21 protein-coding genes are annotated in these 26,846 nt (G+C 71.7%); 16 read left to right on the plus strand and 5 right to left on the minus strand.

Going from position 1 to position 26,846, the window contains the following annotated elements; translation table 11 throughout:
- Window positions 1–12 precede the first annotated feature (12 nt).
- From radA to FXF68_RS12135, 3 genes are all read right to left on the minus strand, one after another.
- On the minus strand, window positions 13–1,449 hold the full coding sequence (gene radA / locus FXF68_RS12125; RefSeq protein ID WP_148758994.1) for a DNA repair protein RadA: 1,437 nt from the start codon (window positions 1,447–1,449) through the stop codon (window positions 13–15).
- Window positions 1,450–1,490: 41 nt separating this feature from the next.
- Window positions 1,491–2,588: an alpha/beta fold hydrolase gene (locus tag FXF68_RS12130; RefSeq protein ID WP_246178644.1), complete on the minus strand. Its 1,098-nt coding sequence runs from the start codon at window positions 2,586–2,588 to the stop codon at window positions 1,491–1,493.
- Window positions 2,589–2,649: 61 nt separating this feature from the next.
- Window positions 2,650–3,348, minus strand: coding sequence for a class I SAM-dependent methyltransferase (locus FXF68_RS12135; RefSeq protein ID WP_148758995.1), 699 nt, complete (start codon window positions 3,346–3,348; stop codon window positions 2,650–2,652).
- 158 nt (window positions 3,349–3,506) lie between these two features.
- Between FXF68_RS12135 and FXF68_RS12140 the strand changes: the two genes are divergently transcribed.
- From FXF68_RS12140 to FXF68_RS12175, 8 genes are all read left to right on the plus strand, one after another.
- Window positions 3,507–4,394 carry a sugar phosphate isomerase/epimerase family protein gene (locus FXF68_RS12140; protein WP_148758996.1) on the plus strand — a complete coding sequence of 296 codons (888 nt, stop codon included), beginning with the start codon at window positions 3,507–3,509 and terminating at the stop codon, window positions 4,392–4,394.
- Window positions 4,391–5,005, plus strand: coding sequence for a TetR/AcrR family transcriptional regulator (locus tag FXF68_RS12145; RefSeq protein ID WP_148758997.1), 615 nt, complete (start codon window positions 4,391–4,393; stop codon window positions 5,003–5,005). Before FXF68_RS12140 ends, FXF68_RS12145 begins: the two co-directional genes overlap by 4 nt.
- A 95-nt stretch (window positions 5,006–5,100) precedes the next feature.
- Window positions 5,101–5,832 (plus strand): ABC transporter ATP-binding protein, encoded by a 732-nt coding sequence (locus tag FXF68_RS12150; RefSeq protein WP_148758998.1) that lies wholly within the window; start codon window positions 5,101–5,103, stop codon window positions 5,830–5,832.
- Window positions 5,829–6,563: an ABC transporter permease gene (locus FXF68_RS12155; RefSeq protein ID WP_148758999.1), complete on the plus strand. Its 735-nt coding sequence runs from the start codon at window positions 5,829–5,831 to the stop codon at window positions 6,561–6,563. Before FXF68_RS12150 ends, FXF68_RS12155 begins: the two co-directional genes overlap by 4 nt.
- A 112-nt stretch (window positions 6,564–6,675) precedes the next feature.
- Window positions 6,676–7,854 (plus strand): LCP family protein, encoded by a 1,179-nt coding sequence (locus FXF68_RS12160; protein ID WP_148759000.1) that lies wholly within the window; start codon window positions 6,676–6,678, stop codon window positions 7,852–7,854.
- 120 nt (window positions 7,855–7,974) lie between these two features.
- A complete protein-coding gene (locus FXF68_RS12165) occupies window positions 7,975–8,895 on the plus strand; it encodes a proline dehydrogenase family protein (RefSeq protein ID WP_148759001.1) in 921 nt (306 codons plus the stop codon).
- A gap of 77 nt (window positions 8,896–8,972) precedes the next feature.
- Window positions 8,973–9,767 (plus strand): pyrroline-5-carboxylate reductase, encoded by a 795-nt coding sequence (proC, locus tag FXF68_RS12170; protein WP_148759002.1) that lies wholly within the window; start codon window positions 8,973–8,975, stop codon window positions 9,765–9,767.
- Between the two features lie 96 nt (window positions 9,768–9,863).
- Window positions 9,864–10,298 (plus strand): hypothetical protein, encoded by a 435-nt coding sequence (locus FXF68_RS12175; RefSeq protein ID WP_148759003.1) that lies wholly within the window; start codon window positions 9,864–9,866, stop codon window positions 10,296–10,298.
- A 3-nt stretch (window positions 10,299–10,301) separates the two neighbouring features.
- On the opposite strand, the gene FXF68_RS12180 is transcribed toward FXF68_RS12175, so the two are convergent.
- Window positions 10,302–11,336 (minus strand): alpha/beta hydrolase, encoded by a 1,035-nt coding sequence (locus FXF68_RS12180; protein ID WP_246178645.1) that lies wholly within the window; start codon window positions 11,334–11,336, stop codon window positions 10,302–10,304.
- Window positions 11,337–11,480: 144 nt separating this feature from the next.
- On the opposite strand from FXF68_RS12180, the gene FXF68_RS12185 reads away from it, so the two are divergent.
- The 7 genes from FXF68_RS12185 to FXF68_RS12215 all read left to right on the plus strand — a co-directional run bounded on the left by FXF68_RS12185 (window position 11,481) and on the right by FXF68_RS12215 (window position 17,830).
- Window positions 11,481–12,692 (plus strand): acetoin utilization protein AcuC, encoded by a 1,212-nt coding sequence (locus FXF68_RS12185; RefSeq protein WP_148759005.1) that lies wholly within the window; start codon window positions 11,481–11,483, stop codon window positions 12,690–12,692.
- A gap of 7 nt (window positions 12,693–12,699) precedes the next feature.
- Window positions 12,700–13,545, plus strand: coding sequence for a phosphatase (locus tag FXF68_RS12190; protein ID WP_281292204.1), 846 nt, complete (start codon window positions 12,700–12,702; stop codon window positions 13,543–13,545).
- Window positions 13,546–13,896: 351 nt separating this feature from the next.
- A complete protein-coding gene (locus tag FXF68_RS12195; RefSeq protein WP_021591693.1) occupies window positions 13,897–14,100 on the plus strand; it encodes a helix-turn-helix domain-containing protein in 204 nt (67 codons plus the stop codon).
- Between the two features lie 392 nt (window positions 14,101–14,492).
- Window positions 14,493–14,591, plus strand: coding sequence for a 30S ribosomal protein bS22 (locus FXF68_RS12200; protein WP_018654693.1), 99 nt, complete (start codon window positions 14,493–14,495; stop codon window positions 14,589–14,591).
- Window positions 14,592–14,637: 46 nt separating this feature from the next.
- The gene (locus tag FXF68_RS12205) at window positions 14,638–15,633 is read left to right on the plus strand and encodes an NAD-dependent epimerase/dehydratase family protein (RefSeq protein ID WP_148759006.1); all 996 of its coding nucleotides are present in this window, start codon (window positions 14,638–14,640) and stop codon (window positions 15,631–15,633) included.
- Window positions 15,634–15,648: 15 nt separating this feature from the next.
- Complete coding sequence (locus FXF68_RS12210; RefSeq protein ID WP_148759007.1) at window positions 15,649–16,623, plus strand: lysophospholipid acyltransferase family protein; 975 nt, start codon at window positions 15,649–15,651, stop codon at window positions 16,621–16,623.
- A 28-nt stretch (window positions 16,624–16,651) separates the two neighbouring features.
- On the plus strand, window positions 16,652–17,830 hold the full coding sequence (locus FXF68_RS12215; RefSeq protein WP_222869896.1) for a low temperature requirement protein A: 1,179 nt from the start codon (window positions 16,652–16,654) through the stop codon (window positions 17,828–17,830).
- On the opposite strand, the gene FXF68_RS12220 is transcribed toward FXF68_RS12215, so the two are convergent.
- Complete coding sequence (locus tag FXF68_RS12220; RefSeq protein ID WP_187437869.1) at window positions 17,818–19,515, minus strand: hypothetical protein; 1,698 nt, start codon at window positions 19,513–19,515, stop codon at window positions 17,818–17,820. The two genes, FXF68_RS12215 and FXF68_RS12220, sit on opposite strands and share 13 nt — an antisense overlap.
- Before the next feature lie 380 nt (window positions 19,516–19,895).
- Here FXF68_RS12220 and FXF68_RS12225 point away from each other — a divergent pair, with 380 nt between their 5' ends.
- Entirely contained in the window at window positions 19,896–26,729 is a 6,834-nt protein-coding gene (locus tag FXF68_RS12225; protein ID WP_148759009.1) for a polymorphic toxin-type HINT domain-containing protein, read from the plus strand.
- The last annotated feature ends 117 nt before the right edge of the window (window positions 26,730–26,846 follow it).

Below are 26,846 nucleotides of genomic sequence, written 5' to 3' on the forward strand. Positions count from 1 at the left end.
CCGAGCGCCGCGTCACGGGGCCGTAAAGGCCACTTGGAGCGCTTGTTGCAGGCTGTCCACCTCCATCACCTTCATGCCCTCGAAGCTGCTGAGCTGCGGGTCGGCGCGGCGGAGCGGCCCGTCGGCGAGTTCGAGGGAGCCGCGCGGGACGACGGCGTGCTTGAACCCGAGCCGCGCCGCCTCGGCGAGCCGCCGCTGCACGCCGGGCACGACGCGGACCTCCCCGGCGAGCCCGACCTCGCCGAGCGCGATCAGGCTGCTCGACAGCGACTGCTCGACGGTGGAGCCCGCGACGGCGAGGGCGAGCGCGAGGTCGACGGACGTCTCGGCGAGCCGCACCCCGCCGACCGTGGACACGTAGACGTCCTGCTCGTGCATGGAGATCTTGCAGCGCTGCGCGAGGACGGCCAGCACCATCGCGACTCGCGACGTGTCGAGCCCGGACGTCGCGCGGCGCGGCGACGGCAGGTGCGACTTCGCGACGAGCGACTGGACCTCGGCGACGAGCGGGCGGCGTCCCTCCAGGGTGACGGTGACGCAGGTGCCGGGGACGGGCTCGTCCCGCCGGGTGAGGAACAGGCCGCTCGGGTCGGGCAGGCCGACGATGCCGACGTCGGACAGGTCGAAGCAGCCCAGCTCGTCGGTCGGCCCGTAGCGGTTCTTCACGGCGCGGATCATGCGGAGCCGGGAGTGCCGGTCGCCCTCGAAGTACAGGACGACGTCGACGAGGTGCTCCAGCAGGCGCGGCCCGGCGATCGCGCCCTCCTTGGTGACGTGGCCGACGAGCACGACGGTGACGCCGCGTTCCTTCGCGACGCGGATGAGGTTGGCGGCGACCTCGCGCACCTGGGTGACGCCGCCGGGCGCGCCGTCGACCTCGGACGTCCCGATCGTCTGGATGGAGTCGACGACCAGCAGCGACGGCTCGACCGTGTCGACGTGCCCGAGGATCGCGGACAGCTCCGTCTCGGCCGCCAGGTACAGGTCGTCGGTGATGGCGCCGACGCGGTCGGCGCGCAGCCGCACCTGCTCGGCCGACTCCTCACCCGTCACGTACAGGACGTTCCGCCCCGGCGAGGCGCCGTTCGAGCCCGCCTCGCCCTGCTTGGACGCGAGGGCGGCGACCTCCAGCAGCAGCGTCGACTTGCCGATGCCCGGCTCGCCCGCGAGCAGCAGGACGGCGCCCGGCACGATCCCGCCGCCGAGGACGCGGTCGAGCTCGTCCAGGCCGGTGGGGCGGGTCTGCGCGGACCGTACGTCCACCTGCCCGATCGGGCGGGCCGGGGAGCTGACCGGCCCGGCGGACACGACGCGGGCGGGCGTGGCGGACGCGGCCTCGGCGACCGTCCCCCACGTGTGGCACTCGGAGCAGCGGCCGACCCACTTGGACGTCTGCCAGCCGCACTCCGAGCACCGGTAGGCCGCCTTCGCCGTCTTCGCCTTCGCCATGCGCCGAAGCGTAGAGCGTCCGTCCGACAACCAGGGGAGGGTCAGGCGGGGAGGGTCTTGCGGGCCCGTTCGATCAGGTCGCCGAGGTGGTCGGAGACGACGCTCGGGCGTTCCATCATCGCCATGTGCCCGGCGGACGGGACGACCTCCAGCCGCGCGTCCGGCACGCAGGAGGCGATCTTGAGGCTGTGCTCGACCGGCGTGAGCAGGTCGTGCTCGGCCCCGATGACGAGGTTCTCCGCCCCGGCGAGCGCCGCGCAGTCGCTGATCAGCGAGGTGGAGACCATCGAGCCGAGGAACCCGGCGAAGGCGTCCATCCGCGTCTCGGTCATCATCCGCTCGGCGAACGCGACGGCGGCGGGGCCGCCCTCCGGGCCGAAGGCGATCAGGTCCTCGATGAGGACGGCGGCGCCGCGGCCGAGGTGCCGGACCCGCTCGACCGCGCCGGACCCGGCGCCGAGCGCGCCGAGCGCGCGGGGCAGCACGCGGTGCGTGGCGCGCGCGATCAGGGCGGGCGCGCCGAGCGTGATGTCGCCGAGCCCGCCGGACGACGTGCACAGCAGGCCCGTCCCGACGATCTTGCGTCCGACCAGGTCGGGATGCGCGTCGACGTACCGCAGGATCGTCATGCCGCCCATCGAGTGCCCGACGAGCACGACCGGCGTCTCCGCCGGGACGGTCGCGTCGATCACGGCGGCGAGGTCGTCCGCGAGCCGGGACAGCGCGTAGCCGTCGCGGGCGCCGCCGTCGGAGCGGCCGTGGCCGCGGTGGTCCCAGAAGACGAGCCGGGCGAGGCCGCGCAGGGCCTTGCGCTGGAAGTGCCAGGAGTCCTGGGTGAGAGTCCAGCCGTGGCAGAACACGACGGCGAGGTCGGTGCGGTCGTCGCCGTCGACCTCGGCGTAGAGCCGCGTGCCGTCGCCCGCGCGGACCGGGACGGGACGTCCCCGCAGCGACCCGAACGGCTCGCCCGCGAACGGGTCGGGACGCAGTTGCAGCCGCCGCAGGGCGCGCCGCTGGACGGCCAGCCCGGCGCCCGCCCCGGCCGCGCCGAGCGCGGTCGCGGCGACGGCGCCGCCGAGCATCAGCCCCCAGCGGAACCCGGAGCTCGCGGTGGCGCTCGTCGTGGCGGCACGGCCCATGGCCGGTTCCTCCGTTCGTCAAGGTCGCGACACGCCGTCGGGTGACCGACTCGTCAGTAACTCAAGGGCAACGCCACCACAAATTCACGGCATAGTCCACCTCCAGTCCCGCGTGCTCGCGCAGGCACGCGTCGGCGAGGCCGGGCGGGAACTCGATGCGCAGGACGGCGGCGAGATCGTCCCGGCTCTGGAACGCCCAGCGGATCAGCAGCGGCTCGCGGTTGAAGCCGCGGCGCGTCCAGAACCGCTCGACGGCCTCCGGGTCGTATTTCGGCAGGCTGCGGCGGAACCAGCCGCCGAACGTCGACCGGGTCGCGTCGTTGTCGATGATGAACACCGCGCCGCCGCGCCGGACGACCCGGTCCAGTTCGGCGAGCCCCGGTTCGCAGCCCGGCCCGAAGAAGTACGCCCACCGGACGTGGACGACGTCGACCGACGCGTCCGGAAGCGGGAGCGCCTGCGCCGCGCCGACCCGGACGGTGACGTTCGCCAGGTCGCGGGTGCGGCGCGCGGCGGCGGACGCGAGGCCCGCGTGCGGCTCGACGCCGATCACGCGGCGCGCGTCCGCGGCGAAGAACGGCAGGTGGAAGCCGGTGCCGCAGCCGAGGTCGAGGACGTCCGCGCCGTCCCACGGGCGGATCGCGCGCATCGCGTCCGGCAGCACGCCGTCCGGGTCGACGGCGCGGTTCTCCAGCTCGTAGACCTGCGGGGAGTTCCAGATGTTGGGGCTCGGCACGGCGCCCGGCGCTATCTCGGCCACGGGGACAGAGGGTAGTCATGCGCGGCCGGGGGATAATCGGGATCACGCGGGGCGAGGGTTTCATCACCGCCGTGGCCGCATAGGCTTTGCTTTGCGTACCGCCGCGAACACCGCAGCCCCTACGAAACCGTCGAGCGACCATTCCTGGCGAGGAAGCCTTGACCCCGCAGCACAACGGCGTCAGTTCTGCACCGGCTCTGCGTGTCCCGGACGCGCCGATCACGCTTTCCACGGCGTCGGTCTACCCGGAGAAGGTACCGAGCGCCTTCGAGATCGCAGCGCTGCTGGGCTACGACGGCATCGAGGTCATGGTGTCCACGGACGCCTCCTCGCAGGACCTCAACGTCCTGCGCCGCCTGTCCGACTACCACCAGGTGCCGATCAAGTCGATCCACGCGCCCTGCCTGCTGCTCACCCAGCGGGTGTGGGGACGCGAGCCCTGGGGCAAGCTGGTGCGCTCCAAGGAGGTCGCCGAGGAACTGGGCGCCGAGGTCATCGTCGTCCATCCGCCGTTCCGGTGGCAGCGCGACTACGCCAAGGAGTTCGTCGACGGCATCGCCCGCATGCAGGACGAGACCGACGTCCTCTTCGCCGTGGAGAACATGTTCCCGCTCAAGGCGCGCGGCGCCGAGGCGGGCATGTACCTGCCCGACTGGAACCCCGTCGACCAGGACTACCCGCACGTGACCCTCGACCTGTCCCACACCGCCGTGTCCGGGTCGGACGCCCTCGACATGGCGGGCACCCTGGGCGACCGGCTCCGCCACATCCACCTCGCGGACGGCGTCGGCATCACGAACAAGGACGAGCACCTCGTCCCCGGCCGGGGCAACCAGCCGTGCGGGGCGATGCTGGAGAACCTCGCCGAGGGCGGCTTCCGGGGGCACGTCGTCCTGGAGGTCAACACGCGGCGGGCGTCCAGCCGCGTCGAGCGGATGGAGGACCTCGCCGAGGCGCTGGCCTTCGCCCGCCTGCACCTCGCCGCCGCCGACCGCACCTGGGAGGTCACCGCCGGCGGCGAGGTCAGCCGCCGGGGCGGACGGTGACCGACGCGCGCCCCGACTCGAACGGGGCCGGAGCGTCCCGCGGCCCCGGGCGGCGGCCCGGCCCGACCGAGACCCGGGAGAAGATCCTCGCCGCGGCCCGCGACCTGTTCGCCGAGAAGGGCTACGACGGGACGTCCCTGCGCGCCATCGCGCGGACGGCGGGCGTCGACCCGGCCCTCGTCCACCACTTCTACGGGACGAAGGACGGCGTCTTCATCGAGGCGATCCGCTTCCCCGTCGACCCGGCCGCGCTGCTGGCCCGCGCCGCGTCCTTCCCGAAGGACCGGTTCGGCGAGCTGATGGTCCGCACGTTCCTCGAAGTGTGGGGCGACGACGAGCGCCGCCGCCCGCTGCTCGGCATGCTGCGGTCGGCGATGACGAACGAGCAGGCGGCGGCGCTGCTGCGCGAGTTCGTCACGTCCGCGCTGTTCAGCCGCGCGGGGAAGGCGACGGGCGCGCCGCAGCTCTCGCTCCAGGCCGCCGCCGGGCAGATGATCGGGCTGATGATCCTGCGCTACGTGGTGCGGGTCGAGCCGATCGCCTCCGCGTCCGAGGACGAGCTGGTCGAACTGGTCGCGCCGACCCTCCAGCGGTACTTCGCGTCCTCCTGAGCCTCCTTCCAGGACGCTCGGAGGGCCGAGTCTCCTTCGTCACAGCCACCCGGAACACCTTGACCGTGCCCTCGTGCGCGACATAAATTCAACACATGATGAGTTCTAGTCCGGCGGTCCGCGTCCAGGACCTCCACGTCGTGCGCGGCGGCCGCGAGGTGCTGCACGGCGTCACATTCGACGTGCCGCGCGGGTCGATCCTCGGGCTGCTCGGCCCGAGCGGCTGCGGGAAGACGACGCTGCTGCGGGCGATCGTCGGCGTCCAGCACGTCGCGGGCGGCGCGGTCGACGTCCTCGGCGAGCCCGCCGGGTCGCCCGGCCTGCGGCGGCGCGTCGGGTACGCGACGCAGACGCCCGCCGTGTACGCCGACCTGACGGTCGCCGAGAACCTGCGCTACTTCGCGTCCGTGCTGCGGGCGCCGCGCTCCGACCCCGCGCGCGTCATCGACGAGGTCGGCCTCGGCAGGCACCGCGACCAGACCGCCGGGACGCTCTCCGGCGGCCAGCTCAGCCGCGTCAACCTCGCCGTCGCCCTGCTCGGCGCGCCGGAGCTGCTCGTCCTGGACGAGCCGACCGTCGGGCTCGACCCCGTCCTCCGCCAGGAGTTGTGGGAGCTGTTCCGGGAGCTGGCCGACCGCGGCGCCACGCTCGTCGTGTCCAGCCACGTCATGGACGAGGCCGGGCGCACCGACCGCCTGCTCCTCATGCGCGAGGGCGGGATCCTCGCCGACGGCACCCCCCAGGGCCTGCGCGAGCGCACCGGGACCTCCGACCTCGAAGCCGCGTTCCTCCAGCTCATCACCGAGAAGGCCGGGAGCCTCACATGAGCTTCGCCGTCACGTTCGCCACGACGCGCCGCATCCTGGCGCAGCTCAGGCACGACCACCGGACGCTCGCGCTGCTCATCGCGGTGCCGACGCTCCTGATGATCCTGCTGCGCTACGTCTTCGACCAGGGGCCGCTGTTCGACCGGATCGGGCCCATGCTGCTCGGCCTGTTCCCGTTCATCGTCATGTTCGTCGTGGCCAGCGTCGCCACCCTGCGCGAACGCACCACGGGAACCCTCGAACGGCTGATGACGATGCCGCTCGCCAAGCTCGACCTCCTCGTCGGCTACGCGCTCGCGTTCGGGGCGTTCGCGCTCGTCCAGGTGGGCGTCGTCCTCGCCATCTCGCTGACGTGGCTGGGGCTCGACCTGAACGGCTCGCTCGGGTCGCTCGTCCTCGTGTCCCTGCTGGACGCGGTGCTCGGGATGGCCCTCGGGCTGTTCTCCAGCGCGTTCGCGCGCAGCGAGTTCCAGGCCGTGCAGTTCCTGCCCGCGTTCGTCCTGCCGCAGCTCCTGCTCTGCGGGCTGATCGTCCCGCGCGACTCGATGGCGTCCTGGCTCCAGGCGATCTCGGACGTCCTGCCGCTCACCTACGCCGTCGAGGCCATGCGGGAGATCAGCGACAGCACCGAGTTCACCGGCACCCTCACGCTGGACGTCACCGTAATGGCAGCGTTCACCGTGGCCGCCCTCCTCCTGGGCGCCGCCACCCTCCGCAGAAAGACCCCCTGACCGACCCTCCGGGGTGGGGTTGGGTTTACCTGCGGCTACGTGATCGCCCTGAAATGGACAAGCGGGGTTATTGCGGCCGTAGAGGTTTGATCAGGCTGGTAGCTTCGGCGCCATGAGTGGGCCAGATCTTCCCGGGACGTCGGCATCGCAGCAGGCAGGCGAGGCGCCCGGCCCGCCTGCGCCGCCTCCGCCTCCGCCCGCGTCGGCGGAGGCAGGGAAGACCGAGGACGCGGGCGACGCCGCGTTCTGGGGCGGCGCCGACGACGGCGAGCGGCGGCGCAAGCGGCGCTGGCCGCGGGTACTGATCGCGGTCGGGGTGTTCGTGGCGCTGGTCGTGGCCGGGCTGGGCGGGCTCGTGTGGCAGCGGCAGTCGTCCTACAACGGGAACATCGACCGCATCAAGGGCGTCATGCCCGACGACGACGCGCGGCGTCCCGGCCCGAACGTGGAGGGCACCGAGAACTGGCTGCTCGTCGGGTCGGACTCGCGCGCCGACGAGCAGACGACCGGCGAGGGCAACCAGGTCTGGAAGCCGGGCCAGCAGCGCACCGACACGATCATGCTGCTGCACCTGCCCGCCGACCGGAAGAAGGCGTACGTGATCTCGTTCCCGCGCGACTCGTGGGTGGAGATCCCCGGCTACGGCAACCAGAAGATCAACGCGGCGTTCTCGTTCGGCGGGCCGAAGCTGCTGATCGAGACGATGGAGAACCTCACCGGCATCCGCGTCGACCACTACGGCGCGATCGACTTCGAGGGGTTCAAGTCGATGACGGACGCGCTTGGCGGCGTCACCGTCAACGTCAAGCAGTCCGTGTACGACCCGGCGCGCAAGAAGCAGTGGACGGCGGGCAAGCAGAAGCTCAACGGTGAGGACGCGCTCCTCTTCGTCCGGCAGCGGTACAACCTGCCGAACGGCGACTTCGACCGGATCAAGCGGCAGCAGGCGTTCCTCGGCGCGCTCGCGAAGCAGGCCGCCGACCGCGGGACGCTCACGAACCCGCTGAAGCTCGACCGCTTCCTGTCCGCGCTGACGAAGTCGATCAGCGTGGACGACGGCGTGTCCGGCGGGAACCTGCGTTCGCTGGCGCTGAGCATGCGCGGCGTGCGGCCGTCGGACGTGATGTTCATGACGGCCCCGCACAAGGGCACCGGGATGCGCGGCAAGCAGAGCGTCGTGTTCCTGGACGGGACGAAGGCGAAGGGCCTGTTCGAGGCCGTGAAGACCGCCCGCATGGCGGAGTGGGTGCGGCAGAACGGCCCGGGCAACACCCTGGGCACAGTGTCGTGAGGGCGGGGGTCGTGAGGGCAGGGTCGTGATGGCGAGGGTCGTCCGGGCATAACCTGGAAAGCCCCCCCGCACCGACACATCCCGCACCGACTCGTCCCACACCAACAGGGGGTTGGCAGAGTGCTTCGTCAGGCGTTGCTCGTCGCGTCGCGCAGCGGCGGCGCGCGCAGGGTCGTGCGGACCGCGCCCTTCACCGGCGACGTCGTCCGCCGGTTCGTCGCCGGGGAGACGCTCGACGACGCCGCCCGCGTCACCGGCGAGCTGACCGCCGAGGGCCTGCTCGTGACCCTGGACGTCCTCGGCGAGGACACCCACGACAAGGGGCGCGCGGAGGCGAACGTCCGGCATTACGTGGAGCTGCTCGAACGGCTCGGTGCGGCGGCGCTCGGGACGCGCGCCGAGGTGTCGGTCAAGCTCTCCGCCATCGGGCGCACGCTCGACGACGACTACGCCCTGGAGAACGCGCGGCTGATCTGCGAGGCGGCCCGTTCCGCCGGGACCACGGTCACGCTCGACATGGAGGAGCACACCACGGTCGACTCGACCCTGCGGATCGTCCATGAACTGCGGCGGGATTTCCCCGACGTGGGGGCCGTCATCCAGTCGTACCTGCGTCGGGCCGAGGAGCATTGCGCGGAACTCGCCTACGAGGGTTCGCGCGTGAGGTTGTGCAAGGGCGCCTATCGCGCGCCCACGGCCGTCGCCTTCAATGACAAGGAGGAGATCGACCGGTCGTACGTGCGGTGCATGAAGGTCCTGATGGCGGGCAAGGGCTATCCGATGATCGCCACGCACGATCCGCGGCTCATCGACATCGCGGGCGCGCTCGCCACCCTCAACGACCGCGACGCCGACTCGTTCGAGTACCAGATGCTCTACGGGATCCGCCCGCAGGAGCAGCGCAGGCTCGCCGCGCAGGGCGCGCAGGTCAGGGTGTACGTGGCGTACGGGCGCGAGTGGTACGAGTTCTTCATGCGGCGGATGGCCGAGCGCCCCGCGAACCTGCGGTTCTTCATGCGCTCGCTGGTCGGACGGTCCTGACGGGTCCTGCCCCGCCGGGCGCGCGGGCCCCGCTATAGGCTGGACCGACCGAGGAACTCCCACGTCAAGGTATGTCGATGATCGCGATTCTGGGTGCCGGGAAGATGGGCGAGGCGCTGCTGTCCGGGGTGCTCCGGGCCGGGCTGCGTCCGTCCGAGCTGGTGGCGACGGCGCGCCGCGAGGAGCGGGGCGCCCTGCTGCGCGAGCGCTACGGCGTCGAGATCCTGCCGAACGCGGAGGCCGCGGCGACCGCCGACACGCTGGTCCTCGCGGTGAAGCCGCAGGACATGGGCGCCCTGCTGGACGAGGTCGGCCCGCACGTCCCGCCCGGCCGGCTGGTGATCTCGATGGCGGCGGGCATCACGACCGGGTTCATCGAGGCGCGGCTGCCGGACGGCGTGCCCGTCGTCCGCGTCATGTCGAACACGCCCGTCCACGTGGACGAGGCGATGAGCGTGATCTCGCCCGGCTCGCACGCGGGGGAGGAGCACCTGAAGCTGGCCGAGGAGCTGCTGTCCCCGGTGGGGAAGGTGCTGCGCATCCCCGAGTCGCTGCAGGACGGCGCGACCGCCCTGTCCGGCAGCGGCCCCGCCTACTTCTACTACCTGGTCGAGGCCATGGTGGACGCGGGCATCCTGCTCGGCATGCCGCGCGCCGCCGCGCTGGAGATGGTGGTCCAGTCGGCGGTCGGCGCGGCCGTCATGCTCCGCGACTCCGGCGAGCACCCGGTGCTGCTGCGCGAGGCCGTCACGTCCCCCGGCGGGACGACGATCTCCGCGATCCGCGAGCTGGAGCGGCACGGGGTGCGCGCCGCCGTGCTGGAGGCGATCGAGGCGGCCCGCAACCGGGGCCGGGAACTCGCGGGCGGCTGACCCGCCCGCCTGCCCGCCTGCCCGTCCGTCCGCGCGTCCGGCGAAGTTCATCTTTCAACTTTTGAGCCGGGCCGGCGTTCCGTGCGTGTAGGGGGTATGGGACTCATTCTCCGCCTGCTCGTCGCCGCCGGTCTGGCGGCGGACGCGATCGTGCACTGGAGGTTCGCCCACGAGATGGCCTTCGTCCAGGGCGGGTCCATCGACGGCGCCCTGCTGTTCCGGATCCAGGCCGCGGTCGCGGGCGTCGTCGCGGTCGTGATCCTCACCTACGCGACGCGCTGGTCGTACGCGCTGGCCTTCCTCGTGGCGGGCAGCGCGGTCGGCGCGCTGCTGCTCTACTACTTCGTGGACGTCGGCGCGCTCGGTCCGCTGCCCGACATGCACGAGCCCGTCTGGTACACCGAGAAGACGATCAGCCTCGTCGGCGAGGGCGTCGCGGCGCTGGCCGCGCTCGGCGGGTTCGCCCTGGCCGGACGGTCGAGGCGGGAGCGCGCGGACGTCGCCGAACGCGAGCCCGCGGGCCGGTTCTGACCGTCAGGCGGCCTCCGTCCGGACGGAGGCCGCGGTGACCGTCCGGACGAACCCCGCCGCCGCCCGCATCGCCGCGGACGCCTCCGGCAGGACGCGGTTCAGGATCTGGAAGACGTGCATCTGCCCGTTCCAGACCTGGAGGTCGCAGTCGGTTCCGGCGCGGCGGAGGGCGCCCGCGAACGCCTCCGCCTCCGGGCGCAGGACCTCGTCGCCGCCGACCTGGATGAGGACGGGCGGCACGTCCGTCCAGGCGCAGGTCAGCAGGGCGATGCGCGGGTCCTCGAACCCGGCCGGGCCGACCACCAGTCGGGCGACGCGGTGCGCCGTGGCGGCGCTGATGTAGGGGTCGCGGGCGAGCCGCTGCGCCCGCAGGGACAGCTCGCAGGTCAGGTCGACCCACGGCGAGAACAGCACGAGCCCGGCCGGGGCGGCGAGCCCGAGCCGGACGATCTCGCCGGTCAGCGCGGCGGCGAGGTGCCCGCCCGCCGAGTCGCCCGCGAGCACGATCCCGGACGCCGGGACGCCCCGCGCGAGCAGCCACCGGTAGGCGGCGACGGCGTCGTCCAGCGGCGCGGGGAACGGGTGCTCGGGCGCCAGCCGGTAGCGCGGGACGAGCACCGGCAGCCCCGTGTCCAGCGCGAGCCGCGCCGTGATCGGGCGGTGCGTGCGCGGCGAGAAGGCCACGTAACCGCCGCCGTGCAGGTACAGGACCGCCCCCTGGGCCGGGGCGGCGTCGCGGGCGACGACCCATTCCCCGGTCACCGGACGCCCGCCGCTTTCCAGCTGCGGGTCGTTCAACGGCAGCACGCGCACCCGCGCTGAATGCCTGACCAGCAGCGACGCGGCGGCAACCGTCGAACGCGCGGCGCGCACGCCGCCCGCGCCGCCCGGCAGCCGGTGGACGAACGGCCGGATGCCCAGCCGGAGCACACCTCCAATCGCGCGGCTGCGAACGCTCGGCTCGACCACCCGACTCGGTTCGATCACCAGGCCGGGCTCGCTCAACGCGGACGGCTCGCTCGATGCGGACGGCTCCATCGGCAACCTCATATGTCGTTAACGTCGTCCCAGAGTTATGCCCAAATTCAGAACGTGTTCCACATCACGGGACCGCAGCGCTCGCGCGCCGTCGCCAAGATCCAGGTGGGCCGGGTCACAGGACGTCCGCGATACCGTGAGGGCATGAGTCACGCGTCCGACCCGGAGTCCCGTCCGGAGAGCTGCGGGCTGGAGGTCTTCTGGGACGACCGGCTCATCGCCTACGACTTCGGCGCCGGGCATCCGATGAACCCGGTGCGCGTCGAGCTGACGATGGCGCTGGCCCGGGAGCTGGGCGTGCTCGACCGTCCGAACGTGCGGGTCTCGGGGTTCGAGGCGGCGGACGACAAGCTGCTGCGGCTCGTCCACGAGGAGCCCTACATCGCGGCCGTCAAGCACGCGGGCGCGACCGGGCAGCCCGACCCGAGGCACGGGCTCGGCACCCCCGACAATCCCGTGTTCCCCGGCATGCACGAGGCGTCCGCCCTGGTCGCGGGCGCGTCGGCGGCCGCCGCCGAGGCGGTCTGGACGGGCCGCGCCGAGCACGCCGCCAACGTCTCCGGCGGCCTGCACCACGCGCTCAGCGGCGGCGCCAGCGGGTTCTGCGTCTACAACGACCCGGCCATCGCGATCGCCTGGCTGCTGGAGAACGGCGCCGAACGGGTCGCCTATGTGGACATCGACGTCCACCACGGTGACGGCGTGCAGGCCGCGTTCTACGACGACCCGCGCGTCCTGACGATCAGCCTCCACGAGTCGCCCCGGACCCTGTTCCCCGGCACCGGCTTCCCGAACGAGACGGGCGCGGAAGGCACGTCGGTCAACATCTCGCTCCCGCCCGGCACCGGCGACCGGCCGTGGCTGCGGGCGTTCGACGCGATCGTCCCGCCGCTGCTGCGCCGCTTCCGGCCGGACGTCCTGCTCAGCCAGCACGGCGCGGACGGGCACGCCCTCGACCCGCTCGCCCACCTCACCCTCAGCGTCGACGGCCAGCGCACCGCCTACGGCCTCCTGCACGCGCTCGCGCACGAGACCGCGAACGGCCGCTGGGTCGTCACGGGCGGCGGCGGATACGAGCTGGTCCAGGTCGTCCCCAGGGCGTGGACGCACCTGCTCGCCGAGGCGGCGGGCGGGCCCGTTCCGCCCGCGACGCAGACCCCGGACGGCTGGCGCGAGTTCGTCCAGCGGCGCACCGGGGAGGTCGCCCCGCGCCGCATGACGGACGGCAGCGAGGCGGTCGCCTTCACCGGATGGGGCGACGGCTACGACCCGGCGAGCCCCGTCGACCAGGCGATCCTCGCGACCCGCCGCGCCGTGTTCCCCGAGCACGGCCTCGACCCCCTGACGGACGAATGAGCCCCCTGTGACCGATGCCCCCACCCGGGACGAGCTGCGCGCCCACCTCGTCCGCACCATGATCGCCGGCGACGTGGCGACGCCGCGCCAGAACAACCTGCTGCACTACCGGCGGATGGCCGACGGCCACCCGTACTACCAGTTCGGGCTCGAACTGAAGCCGTCGTGGACGGAGCGGACCGTCCTGGAGATGATGGTCGAGCGCTGCGGCGTCGACCCCGACCCCGCGCACCTCTACGGCGACGACACCATCGACCCCGACATCACGATCGACACGCTGGAGGCGATGGGCGACCGCATCGGCCTCGCCGCCCGCCGCCGGGAGAGCGTGGTCCTCGCGACCGGCCACCCGTCGACGATGGGGCCGCTGTACCAGGACGTCGCGCGGGCCCTCGCCGCCGCCGGGTGCCGCCTGCTGACCCCGGCCGCCGGCTGGACCTACGAGATCGAGACCGGCTACGGCGGCGCCGACCTGCGCCGCATCGTCTACGCCGAGCCGGGCGTCGCCATGCTGGAGGACACGCACGGCCGGACGCACCACACGCACGACTCGCAGCCGATGGAGGCCATGCTCCGCGCGCTGACCGATAGCGCCTCGACGGGATCTCCGGAAGCTAAACCTGATATTTGGCCGGATCTGGCCATCGCCGATCACGGCTGGGCCGGAGCGGCCGGTCAGGCGGGCATCGACACCGTGGGGTTCGCTGACTGTAACGACCCGGCGCTGTTCGCGGGGGCCGCCGAAGGCAAGATCGACGTCGCCGTCCCGCTCGACGACGGCGTGGCGCCGCACCACTACGCGCCGCTGACCGCGTACATCCTCGCTCGCGCGGGCCTGCGCCCGGGCGGCTGAGCGGCGCGGCGGCGGGTGCGGCGGGGCGGCTCGGCAGCCCGTTCCTGTCACTCCGTGTGACAGTACGCGGGTTGCGGGACGGATGGGATCGCGCGAGGCTGCCGGTGACACCGGAACCGCAGGTCAGGGCGGGGTATCGGTTGACAACCGTTCGCCGGGCCACCGATTGTGCCGTCAGGTCCACTCTCCGTATGGCATTAGGACTGTGTCCTCGGGGTCAGGTCGGATACGGAAATGTGCGGAACTCCCCTCTTGCGACAGCCGATACGCGATTTACGCTGGAGAAGTACACGTGCGTGATCAAAGTCACCCGAAAGGCCGGTGCGCGGCACGTGTGGAAGAGGGCGTCCGATGACCTCAGGCGAGCGACCTCTGAGCGAGGTCAGGTTCCTGACCGTCGCCGAAGTGGCGGCGGTGATGCGGGTGTCCAAGATGACCGTCTACCGTCTCGTCCACTCGGGCGAGCTTCCCGCGATCCGCGTGGGACGTTCGTTCCGGGTTCCCGAGCAGGCCGTACACGACTACCTGCGCGACGCGTACATCGAAGCCGGATAACGGGTAGGGGCGGGGCGTTAGACAGGCCCCGCCGCGAACTCCATACCCGGCCGCGCAGGGGGCGTCGGGACGATCCCCGTGATCGCCCCGAAGCTGGGGAACAGGGACGAGGACCGCGACGACGGTCCGGACACCGGGCGGGCGAGGCGCGCCCCCCGAAAGGGGCGGGGGGCCTCGGCCCGCGCGGAACGGTGCCCGGCACCGCGCGACTTGCGGTGCCGGCGCCCGTACACGCCCGCCCGTCCCGCGGCAGGCGTGCCACCGGGGCCGAGGCGTGCACTTCTCCGGTACAGCGGTACCCTTGGGCGGCGGACCGTGTGCGCGTATCGAGTGAAGCTCGCCTGCGGCACGCCCGCCTCCTGAACACCACCCGAAACGCCGAGCGAGGTCCCGTGGGCTCTGTCATCAAGAAGCGTCGCAAGAGGATGGCCAAGAAGAAGCACCGCAAGCTTCTGAAGAAGACGCGCATCCAGCGCCGAAACAAGAAGTAGCCACGCCGGCCATTCGCTTGAGGGGGTGGGGCGCACGGTGACCTCCATGCCCGCCGCCGCGGCCCGTGTCGTCCTCGTCACGGGCGTCTCCCGTTTCCTGGGGGCGCGGGTCGCGAACACCCTTCAGGCAGACCCGGGGATCGAGCGCGTCATCGGCGTCGACACCGTCGCGCCGGACGTGCCGCTCGGCCGCACCGAGTTCGTCCGCGTCGACATCCGCACCCCCGGCATCGCGAAGATCATCGAGTCCGCCGGGGTGGACACGGTGGTGCACCTCAACCTCGTCACGTCCGCGTCCGCGTCGCGGGCGAAGGCGAAGGAGCTCAACGTCATCGGGACGATGCAGCTCCTCGCCGCGTGCCAGCGCTCGCCCGACACGCGCAAGCTGGTCGTGCGGTCCTCGGCCGCCGTGTACGGGTCGTCCCCGATGGACCCCGCCGTCTTCGGCGAGTGGGACGAGCCCGTCGAGCCGCCGAAGTCCGGGTACGCGAAGGACGCGGTCGAGGTGGAGGGCTACGTCCGCGGGCTGACGCGGCGCCGCTCCGACCTCACGGTGTCCGTGCTGCGCTTCGCGAACTTCCTCGGCCCCGGCGTCGACTCGCCGCTGACCCGCTACCTGCGCCTGCCGGTCGTGCCGACCGTGCTCGGCTTCGACCCGCGGCTCCAGTTCGTCCACGAGGACGACGGCGTCGAGGTGCTGCGCCGGATGACCGTCGAGGACCACCCCGGCTGCTACAACGTCGCGGGCGACGGCGTCCTGCTGCTGTCGCAGGCGCTGCGCCGCGCCGGGCGGCCGTACCTGCCGGTCCCGTCCCCTTCCCTGTCGGTGCTCGGCGACATGGGGCGGCGCTTCGCGGGCCTGACCGGCTTCTCGCCGGAGCTGCTGCGCTGGCTGACGTACGGCCGCGTCATCGACACCGCGGCGCTGGAGGACGAGCTGGCGTGGCGTCCGAAGTACAGCTCCGAGGCCGCGTTCGCCGACTTCGCCGCGGCCCACGGGTTCGGCCACGGCCCGCTGACCACGCTGCTCGGACGCGGCTGACGGAAGGCGACGACGATGAACGACGCCCGCCACGAGCACGACCCGCACGACCCGCACGATCCGGACGACGGGGAGGCGGGCGCGCGGGTCATCCGGCTGGCCTCCGTCCGCGACGGCGATGAGGCGAAGGACGACACGTCCGGCGGAGCGCCCGAGCGAGGGTCGTTGGAACGTGGCATCGCGTCCGGGCTGGCCTTCCTGCGGCGCAGGCTGTCCGGCGAGTACGAGGTGGACGAGTTCGGCTTCGACCCCGAGTTCAACTCGACCGTCCTGCTGCCGCTCGCCCGCGCCTTCTACGAGCACTGGTTCCGCGTCGACCTCGAAGGGGTGGAGAACGTCCCGGACGGCGGCGCCCTCCTCGTCGCGAACCATTCCGGCACCATCCCGATCGACGCGCTGATGCTGTCGGTCGCGCTGCACGACCACGCCGACCGGCGGGTCCGGCTGCTCGGCGCCGACCTCGTCTACCAGATCCCGCTGCTCGGGCACCTGTCCCGCAAGGCGGGGCACACGCTCGCGTGCCAGGCCGACGCCGCGCGGCTGCTCGCCAAGGGCGAACTGGTCGGCGTGTTCCCGGAGGGCTTCAAGGGCGTCGGCAAGCCGTTCTCCGAGCGGTACAGGCTCCAGCGGTTCGGGCGCGGCGGGTTCGTCGGCACCGCGCTGCGCGCCGGGGTCCCGATCGTGCCGTGCGCGATCGTCGGCGCGGAGGAGATCTACCCCAAGATCGCCGACCTGCGGCCGCTGGCCCGGCTGCTCGGGCTGCCGTACTTCCCGATCACGCCGACGTTCCCGCTGCTCGGACCGGCCGGGCTGATCCCGCTGCCGTCCAAGTGGCTGATCAGGTTCGGCGAGCCGATGACGCTGGACGAGTACGACGCCGACACCGCCGACGACCCGATGACGCTCTTCGACATCACCGACCACGTGCGGGAGAACGTCCAGCACATGCTGGACGACGCGGTCCTGCGACGCGGCCCCGCCTTCCTCTGAACGCGTGCCGCGTCCGTAGGGTGAACGCATGCAGCCGTTCCGCAGCCGGATGGTCGCGCGCGACCTGGGCGAGCCCCACCGCGTCTCCAGCCCGCTGGAACTGCTCTTCGACCTGACGTTCGTCGCCGCCGTCTCGCAGGTGGCCGGGCGCCTCGCGCACGCCGTCGAGGAGGGGCACGCCGGCGACGGGGTGCAGCCGTTCCTCATGGTGTTCTTCGCGATCTGGTGGGCGTGGATGAACTTCACGTGGTTCGCGTCCGCCTACGAGACCGACGACGTCCTCTACAGGGTCATGACGTTCGTGCAGATGGCGGGCGTGCTGCTCCTGGCGGCCGGGGTGCCGGACGCGTTCGGCGGCGACTTCGCCACGGTGACGTTCGGCTACCTCGTGATGCGCGTCGGCCTGGTCGGCATGTGGGTGCGCGCCGCGATCGAGCATCCGGACGGCCGCCGCACCGCGCTCCGCTACGCGGTCGGGGTCTCGATCGTCCAGGTCTTCTGGGTGTCCCGGCTGGCCCTGCCTGGCGACGGACCGACGTGGCTGTTCTTCGTGCTGGTGCTGATGGACGTCTCCGTCCCGCTGATCGCGGAGCGTCCCGGCATGACGACGTGGCACCCGCACCACATCGCCGAACGGTACGGCCTGTTCACGATCATCCTGCTGGGGGAGAGCGTGCTGGCCGCGACGAACGCCGTCCAGGACGCGGTCGAGCACGGCCTCAGCGGCGAGCTCGTCACGATCGCCCTGGCGGGCCTCGCCATCCTGTTCACGCTCTGGTGGATTTACTTCTCCGAGCCCGCGGGCGAACTGCTCGCCGAGCACCGCGAGTGGTCGTTCGTCTGGGGCTACGGCCATTACGCCGTCTTCGCCGCACTGGCCGCGCTCGGCGCGGGACTGGAGGTCGCGGTCGTGTCGGCGGGCCCGCACATCCCGGCGGGCGACCGGACCGTGGTCGCGGCGGTCGCGGTACCGCTCGCCGTGGTGCTCGTCATGCTCGCGGTCTTGCACGCGCCACTGGGACGGCGGGCCGTCCGTCCCGAACTGATCGTCGGGACGGCCGTCCTCGCCCTCCTCACGACCTTCGCGGCCCCCGCCGTGGGAGTGGTGGGGGCCCTGGTCGTCATCGCGGTACTGCTGGCCTTGCTGCTGGCCGTGATCCTGGTTCGCGGCCCCTCGCCCGCCCCGAGTGAGAGTCAGCCCGCCTGAACGGGGACGCTCCTTGACGACCGGACGCGGTTGTTGAACGGGTCGATCGCGCGCACGGAATAGGTGTGCGTGCTGCCGGAGGCCAGGCCGGTGTCGGTGAAGGTGTGGGTCTTCAAATCCCAGAAGACGGACGTGGATTGCAAGGTGTCGATGACAGTGTTGTCGTCGCGGATCAGTTCGTAGACGAGCTTCTGGTTGTCGCGGTCCCAGGTCTCCGTCCAGGTGACGGCGAGCTGGCCGGTCGTCCCGTCGGGCTTCGCGGCGACGGGTTTGCGGATGAGCTCGGCCGGGTCGGCGTCGCGGGTGACGGCGAGGGAGCCGAAGCGGGTGAGCCCCTGCTGGGATGAGCCGTTGACGGTGGTGAAGTCGCCGCCGACCCACAGGTAGCGGCCGTCGTTGCCCAGCGCGCGCGGGCCCTGGCTCTCGGTGGTCGGGCCGCCGTTGGTGTTGGGGAACCAGTAGAGGATCGGCGGCGTGTCGTACTCCGCCGCCGGGTGGGTCGGTTCGGCGAGGAGCCGCTGGTAGGGCAGGCCGGGCGTGAGTTCGGGGAACCCGTTCGGCTGGGTGGCGCAGTTGTGGGCGTGCGAGCCGCTGTAGAGCAGGCCGTCCAGGATGGTGATCGCCTGCGTCGCGCCCTGGCAGTTGTCGATCCAGCGGGTGGTGCCGTCGTCGGGGTTGAGGGCGAGCCGCCCGTCGAAGGTGCTCTCGCCGTTCGCGGAGGCGTAGATCGCCTCGCCGTCCGTGACCAGGTCGGTGACCCAGGAGCGGCGGGTGTCAGATATGTAGTCGACGCCCGTGGCCCACGGCGCGCTCGCCCCGGTGGCGGTGAGGACGGCTCCGAGCCCGTGCGGCGGGTTCCCGTTGAGCCGGTTGAAGTCGCCGCCGACGATCACCCGGCTGCCGTCCGGAGAGAGGATCATGGCGTGCACGCCGCGGTCGGCGGTGGGCGCCCACGCGGTCAGCGCGCCCCCGGCGGCGGCGAAGGCGGCGAGGCGCTGGCGGGGCGTGCCGTCCACGGTGGTGAAGAAGCCGCCCGCGTAGACGGTCGTGGCGCTGGCGGTGAGGGCCTGCACCCGGCTGTTGACCTCGTGCTGGAAGCCGTTCAGGGCGCCGCCCGGCAGGTCGAACGCGGCGATCTTCCCGCGCCGCAGCCCGTCGACCTTGGTGAAGTCGCCGCCGACGTAGAGCCGGGAGCCGTCCGGCGAGGGCCTGACCTCCCAGACCGCGTCGCAGCGCCAGCGGTTGCCGCCGAGATCGTCGCAGTCGTGCTGCGGGGTCGTGCTGGTGAACTCGGTGCCGTCGACGTTCGGCGCCCACGGCAGCGGCTCGCCGGTCGCGACGTCGAAGGCGGCCAGGTTGTGGCGCGTCTGCTCCCGCGCGTCGCCGGGCGCGGCCCCGGGCGGGCGGACGTGGTCGAAGTTCCCGCCGACGTAAACGGTGCTCCCGACGACGGCGATCGACCAGACGACGCCGTCGGTCTGCCAGGTGGGCAGCGGGTCGGCGGTGATGGTCGCGGGCTGTCCGGGCGGCGGCGCGGTGTCGGCCGCCGCCGGGGCGGCGGCGAGGAGGGCGCCGGCGAGCGCGGCGACCAGGACGGCCGCGCCGGGACGGGTGCGGAGTTGCCGATGGCGGAGGTGACGGAGTCGTGGCGGACGTTCCGGTGCGAGTCGGCGTGCCGGGCTCATCAAGTCCATCCAGGAAATGTCGCGATCCGGGGTCGTCATGATCATCACATTTCATCGGGCCCGCGACAACATCGAGTCCGACCGTTTTTGTTATTTGGGTTCCGCATATCTGTTCGACGGTTAGGCATTATTAATTTCGGGCGCGCGGACGCCTTTCCCCGCCGATTGGTTGCCATCGTGTCCGACAACGGACTTGATCTTGTCGATGGCCTGCGGTTCCGCGTTCCGGGCGCGGCCGCCGACCGTTCCGGGTCTTGATCATCTGCGGCTGCGGACGCATCGTCGTGGACGTCCGACCACCGGCATGCGCCCTAACCCCGCGGGGCGCCGCCGGCGTCCGCTCCCGGCCGTCGAGGCCGCCCGCTGTCGTGGAGGAACTGGTGACGGGGACCGGCAGACGGCAACTGCTGCGCATGGGACGCTCGCTCCGCTCGGCCGCTGCCGGAACGGCGGTGATCATGGCGGCGGGGCTGGTCGCGGCTCCGGCCGCGCAGGCCGATCCGCCGCACTCGGAGCGTCCGAGGGTCGCCGACCATGAACGGACGGTCGAGGGCAGGCCGTTGAAGGTCCGTCCCCGGGAGCCCGATCCGGCGGGCAAGCCGGTACCCGCCGCCAAGGCGGCATGGCCCAAGCCAGGCACGGCCGAGCTGACCGTGTCGGGCCGGGAGGCCGGACGTTCTGGCTCGTCGCATGGGCTGGTGCGCGCGGAGAACCTGCCGATCGCGCTGGCGGCGCCGGGACCGGGAACCGCGCCGGCGTTGAAGGGCGCGGTGAAGGTCGCCGTCCTGGACCGCGATACCGCGCGGCGGAACGGGGTCGCGGGCCCGCTGTTCACCCTGGCAGCCGCCGAGCCGGGACGGGTCGGGGTGCGGGTGGATTACGCCGCGTTCGCGCAGGCGTTCGGTGGCTCGTATGGCGCGCGGTTGCGCCTGGCCCAGCTCCCGGCCTGCGCCCTGACCACTCCGGCCAAGCCCGAATGCCGTTCCTCGTCTCCGATTCCGACCGTCAACAATGGCGAGACTCGCACGCTCGCCGCCGACGTGACCACGGCGTCCGGGAGCCCGACCGTTCTGGCGGCGGTGGCGGCTCCGGCGGGGTCGCAGGGCGACTATTCGGCGACGAAACTGGAGCCGTCCGCGACGTGGAAGGCGTCCGGGAACACCGGCGATTTCACCTGGTCGTATCCCATGAAGGGCGCGCCGGTGCCGGGCGGGCTGGAGCCCTCGATCGCGCTGGGCTATTCGGCGCAGAGCGTGGACGGCCGGACGACCAACACCAACAGCCAGCCGTCCTGGATCGGCGAGGGATTCGATTTCTGGCCCGGTTTCATCGAGCAGGAATACAAGCCGTGCGCCGAGGACGGCGCGCCCAAGGACCCGCAAGGCAGGTCCCCGGGCGACCTGTGCTGGGGCTATGAGAACGCGACCGTCACCTGGAACGGCAAGGGCGGCGAGTTGGTCAAGGCCGCCGACGGGACGTGGCGGCTGAAGAACGACGACGGCACCAAGTTCGAGAAGCTCACCTCCCTCGACACCGGCAACGGTGACAAGGAGGGCGAGTACTGGAAGGTCACCACCACCGACGGGACCCGGTACTACTTCGGGTTGAACCGGCTGCCCGGCTTCGGCTCGGGTGGCCCGGAGACCAACTCGGCGTGGACGGTCCCGGTGTTCGGTGACGACCCGACCGAGCCCTGCCACAAGGACTCCGGCTTCGCCGACTCCTGGTGCCAGCAGGCGTGGCGGTGGAACCTGGACATGGTCGTCGACCCGCACGACAACGCCGCCATCTACCTGTACGAGAAAGAGACCAACTACTACGGCCGCAACCTCAAACCAGCCGACGCCACCCCCTACACCCGCGGCGGCTACCTCACCTCCATCGAGTACGGGCTGCGCGGCGACAACGTCTTCCGCGGCGCGCCCCCCGCCTACGTCCTGTTCGACAAGGCCGAACGCTGCGTCCCCACCGCCACCTTCGACTGCGCCCCGGCCAAGATCGACACCAATCCGGACCAGTGGTGGGACGTCCCCTGGGACATGAACTGCAAGGCCGGTCAGGAATGCAAGGACGGCCACGGCTCCACCACCCCCACCTTCTGGTCCCGCTACCGCCTCAAGAAGGTCACCGCCCGGATCAACCGCGGCGCGGGCTGGCCCGCCCGCGACATCGATTCCTGGACGCTGGACCACGAATGGGGCGCGGTCAACGACGAGCGCGACCTGCTGCTCAAGGAGATCCAGCACACCGGGCACGCCGGGCCCACCCCGGCCGACGACATCGCCCTGCCCAAGGTCACCTTCAAGCACGACCCCAAGGCCAACCGGCTCGACCAGGCGGGCGACGGCCTGCCCGCCTACACCCGCTACCGGCTCAGCAGGGTCTTCGACGAGTCCGGCGGCGAGATCGACGTCACCTACTCCGACCCTGAATGCTCCCGCGCCTCACCACCCACCCCGGAGACCAACACCAAACGCTGCTACCCGTTGCTGTACCGGGTGCCCGGCTCACCCACCCCGATCCCCGACTGGTTCAACAAGTACGTCGTCACCGCAGTGGTGCAGAAGGACCGCACCGGCGGCGGACCCGACATGGCCACCCGCTACCAGTACCTGGGCGGCGCCGCCTGGCACTTCGACGATGACGACGGCCTGACCCGCGAGAGCAACAAGACCTGGTCGCAATGGCGCGGGTACGGCCAGGTACGCGTCACCACCGGCAGCCCGGCCACGCCGTCCACCCAGACCGACACCTACTACCTGCGCGGCATGCACGGCGACCGCGCCACACCCGACGGCGGCACCAAGACCGTCACCGTCCCCGACGGCGAAGGCGGCACCCACACCGACGCCGAAGGACTCGACGGCTTCGAACTCAAGACCGTCCACTACACCGCCCCCGGCGGCACCGTCCACGACAAGACCGTCAACACCCCCTGGCGGCAGCAGACCGCCTCCCGCACTCGCTCCTGGGGCACCGTCACCGCCAACGCCATCAAGGTCGGCAACGCCCAGACCTGGACCGCCCTGGACGGCGGCGCATGGCGCCAGACCAAGATCGCCAACACCTACGAGACCGACTTCGCCACGGTCGGACGGCTCAAGACCGCGAACGACCTCGGCGACGTGTCCACGGCCGCCGACGACAAATGCACCACCACCGAGTACGCCGACAACGTCGGCGCGTGGATGGTGTCGTTCCCGTCCCGCACGGAGACGGTGTCGGTGGCCTGCGACAAGACGCCGAAGCGTCCCGACGACGTCGTCTCCGACAAGCGGACGTTCTACGACGGCGGAGGTCTGGGCGACGCGCCGACCAAGGGCGAGATCACCAAGACCGACAAGATCGCCGAGCACGACGGTTCGGCGGCGACCTACGTGGTGGAGAAGAAGACCACCTACGACAAGTTCGGCCGCCCGCTGACCGTCACCGACGCCGCCGACCGCACCACCACGACCCGCTACACCGACACGGTCGGCCTGACAACGAGGACCACGCAGATCACGCCGCCCGCGAAGCCCGGCGACGCGAGCACGGCGCAGACCACCGTCCAGGAGATCGACCCCGCCCGCGGCCAGGCCACCGCGAAGATCGACGCCAACTCGCTGCGCACGGACCTGCTGTACGACTCGCTCGGACGCCTCCAGAAGGTGTGGCTGCCCGACCGGTCCAAGACCAAGGGCGACGTCCCGAACCTGGAGTACGCCTACCAGGTCGCGGACGGGAAGATCGTCGCGGTCACGGCGAAGACGCTCGCCAACGACGGGAAGCAGCGGCCCTCCGTCGAGCTGTTCGACGGGCTGCTGCGCTCCCGGCAGAAGCAGTCGCCCGGCCCCGAGGGCCGGCTGATCACCGACACGTTCTACGACGCGCGCGGCCAGGTCGCCTCGACGTACGCCACGTACTCGGCCGCGGGCGCGCCTTCCACGACCCTGTTCGGCGTCGACACGCCGGGCGCGGTCGAGACGCAGACGGCCTACTCCTACGACGGCCTCGGCCGCAAGACGGTCGAGCGCACGCTCGCCGGGGCCGGGACGGGCGCCACCGAGAAGTGGCGCACGACGATGGCCTACGGCGGGAACTGGTCGACGATCGACCCGCCGCGCGGCGGCGTCCCGTCCGCCTCCGTCTACGACGCGCGCGGCCAGGTCGTCGAACGCCGCCAGTACTCGGGCGACGGGCCGACCGGGGCGTACGACGCGACCACCTACGCCTACGACGCGGCCGGACGCCTCGTCCGCGCGACCGACCCGACCGGAAGCACCTGGACGACCCGCTACGACCTGCGCGGCCGGAAGGTCGCGACGACCGACCCGGACAAGGGCGACGCCACCTACACCTACGACGACCTCGACCGGGAGACGAGCAGCACCGACGCGCGCGGCAAGAAGGTCTTCACCCTCTACGACGGCCTCGGCCGCGAGACCGAGACCCGCGCGGACTCGCCGTCCGGGCCCCTGCTGACCTCGCTCACCTACGACACGGCGCCGCGCGGCAAGGGGCTGCCCGCGACGTCTGTCCGGCACGGGACGAACGGCGACTACGTCAGCCAGGTCACCGGCTACGACGTGCTCGGACGCACCGAGGCGACCACCGTCACCGTCCCCGCGTCGGAGGGGGACCTCGCGGGCTCCTACACCTTCGGCCAGACCTACAACCTCGACGGCACCGTCAAGACCCAGACGCTCCCCGCCGCGGGCGACCTCCCGGCCGAGACGGTCACCCACACCTACGACGACTTCCAGCGTCCCATCGGCCTGACCAGCCCGCTGGGCACGTACGTCGGCACCACGCAGTACACGCCGACCGGCAAGCCCAAGCTCGTCGAGCTGGGGACGACCGGAAAGCGCCAATGGCAGACGTTCGCCTACGAGCCCGGGACGCAGCGGCTCCAGACGTCCCGCGCCTACCGCGAGACCGTCGCGGGCGACGACCGCAACGCCACCTACCGGTACGACGACGCGGGCAACATCCTGTCGATCGACGACGCGTCCCGCGACGGCCGCGACGACCAGTGCTTCGGCTACGACGGTCTGCGCAGGCTGGCCGAGGCGTGGACGGAGTCCGACGGGACCTGCTCGGCCGCCCCGTCCGCGGGCGTCATCGGCGGGCCCGCGCCCTACTGGCAGACGTTCACCTACGACAAGGTGGGCAACCGCAAGACCGAGACCAGGCACGGGATCGGCGGCAGGCCGGACACCGTCCGCACCTACTCCTACGCCGACCCAGGCCACGGCAGCAGGCTGAACCAGGTCGTGCAGACCGGCGACGCCGGGGCCCGCACCGACAGGTACGGCTACGACGCCATCGGGAACATGACGTCGCGGGGCGCCGCCCCCGGCGGGCAGACGTTCGACTGGGACGGCCAAGGGCTCCTCACCAAGGCGTCCCAGGGCGGGAACGACACGTCGTTCGTCTATGACGCCGAGGGCAACCGCCTGATCCGCAGGGACTCGTCCGGCACGACCCTCTACCTGCCCGGCACCGAGATCCATGTCGCGCCCGGCGCGGTGAAGACGGGCACCCGCTACTACACGCACAACGGGCAGACGGTCGCGCTGCGCAAGGCGTCCGGCGTCGTCCACCTCGCGGGCGACCACCAGGGCACCGCGCAGATCGCCACGAACGCCGCCGACCTGACGACGACCGTCCGGCGGTTCGACCCGTTCGGGCAGGCGCGCGGCACCCCGGCGGACGCCTGGCCCGGCGAGCGCGGGTTCGTGGGCGGCACGAACGACGTGTCGACGGGGCTCGTCCACCTCGGGGCCCGCGAGTACGACGCGGGCACCGGCCGCTTCATCTCGGTCGACCCGGTCATGGACCTGACCGACCCGCAGCAGATGAACGGCTACAGCTACGCCGGGAACTCGCCGGTCACGTCCAGCGACCCGGACGGGAAGACGAAGTGCGACGTCGGCGTGTGCCCGACCCCGGAGCAGGCGCGCTGCGCGCCCGGCCTCGGCGGCTGCACCGACACCGACAACGACGGCATCCCCAACGGGATGGGCTCGGACGGCGTCACACCCGGCCGCAACGAGTACGGGCCTGGCAGCCAGCGTGACCTCGAAGTGAAGACGGCGCTCCTGCTGACCGTTTGCCGCATGCAGGGAGGGTGCGGAGGCAGCCGCAACGTCCTCAAGGGACGCGGCATGAACGACCCGCTGTTCAAGGCGTTCGCCGATCAGGGACCGTCAGGAATCTGCGGGGCGGACGACGTGGTCTGCCAGGTCCAGCGGGAGCTGATCAAGCAGGGCTTCGGCGTCGACGTCGCCGAGGCGCTCGGCAAGGACTACTGCCGCTATCTGCACTGCAACTCGCCCCTCGAAGCCCTCGCGAGCGGGCGGAACATCGAATGGCCGTGGCCGCAGGGGCCGAGCTTCGGGGAAATGCTCCAGAACGGCCTGGGGGCGGGCATCGGGGCCAAGTTCGGGCAGCGCACGAGGCTCTGCAACAGCTTCACCAGCGGGACTCTCGTCCTCCTGGCGAACGGCGCCTACAAGCGCATCGAGGACGTCCGGCCGGGCGACGAGGTCGTCTCCACCGATCCGCGGACGGGGAAGACCGAACGCAAGGAGGTCATGGCCTCCTACAGCGGCTTCGAATACAGCCGGATCGTCGTCATCACGATCGACACGGACGGCAGGCGCGGCGACGCGACCGGCGCGGTCACGGCGACCGAGCACCACCGGTTCTGGGATCCGGCGGGGCAGCGGTGGGTACGCGCCGACGAGCTCCAGCGGGGTTCCACGGTCAGGACGGCCGAGGGCCGGACGCTCCACGTCGTCCGCGTCGAGCGCGGCACCGGGCATCCGCAGGTCCATGACCTGACCGTCGCCGGTTTCCACACCTTCTACGTCCGCGCCGGTTCCCTGACGGTCCTCGTCCACAATGCGAATTGCCGCAGCTTCCGCCGTTACGGCATCACGAGTGCGCCGACGCATCCCGGAATCTACGAGATCGTGTTCGACAACGGCAAGATCTACGTCGGCTCAAGCGCGACCGACGTCCACAACCGGCTCCACAAAGCCTTCACCGATCCGAAGTCCGCCGTGAACCAGGCGGCACTGACGAAGCGGAACATCCGCGCGATCTACGTCACCCCGCTGCGCGGAATGAGCTGGGAGGACATCCAATACGTCGAGCAGGAGTTCATCGAAACCTATGGCGGAATCGGGGGCGGTACGCTGCTCAATCGCAGAAACGAAGTCCCCTGAGAGCCTGGCGGTGTGATGAGAGGTGACTATGACGTGCTGTCCCGGGGGCCGACAGACGGCCCCTGGGACCTCGCACGCCTGACCGAGCAGTACCTCCAGGGCGGGTATGACGGGCTG

The sequence above is a fragment of the Actinomadura decatromicini genome, assembly GCF_008121305.1.
GTDB classification, from domain to species: domain Bacteria; phylum Actinomycetota; class Actinomycetes; order Streptosporangiales; family Streptosporangiaceae; genus Spirillospora; species Spirillospora syzygii.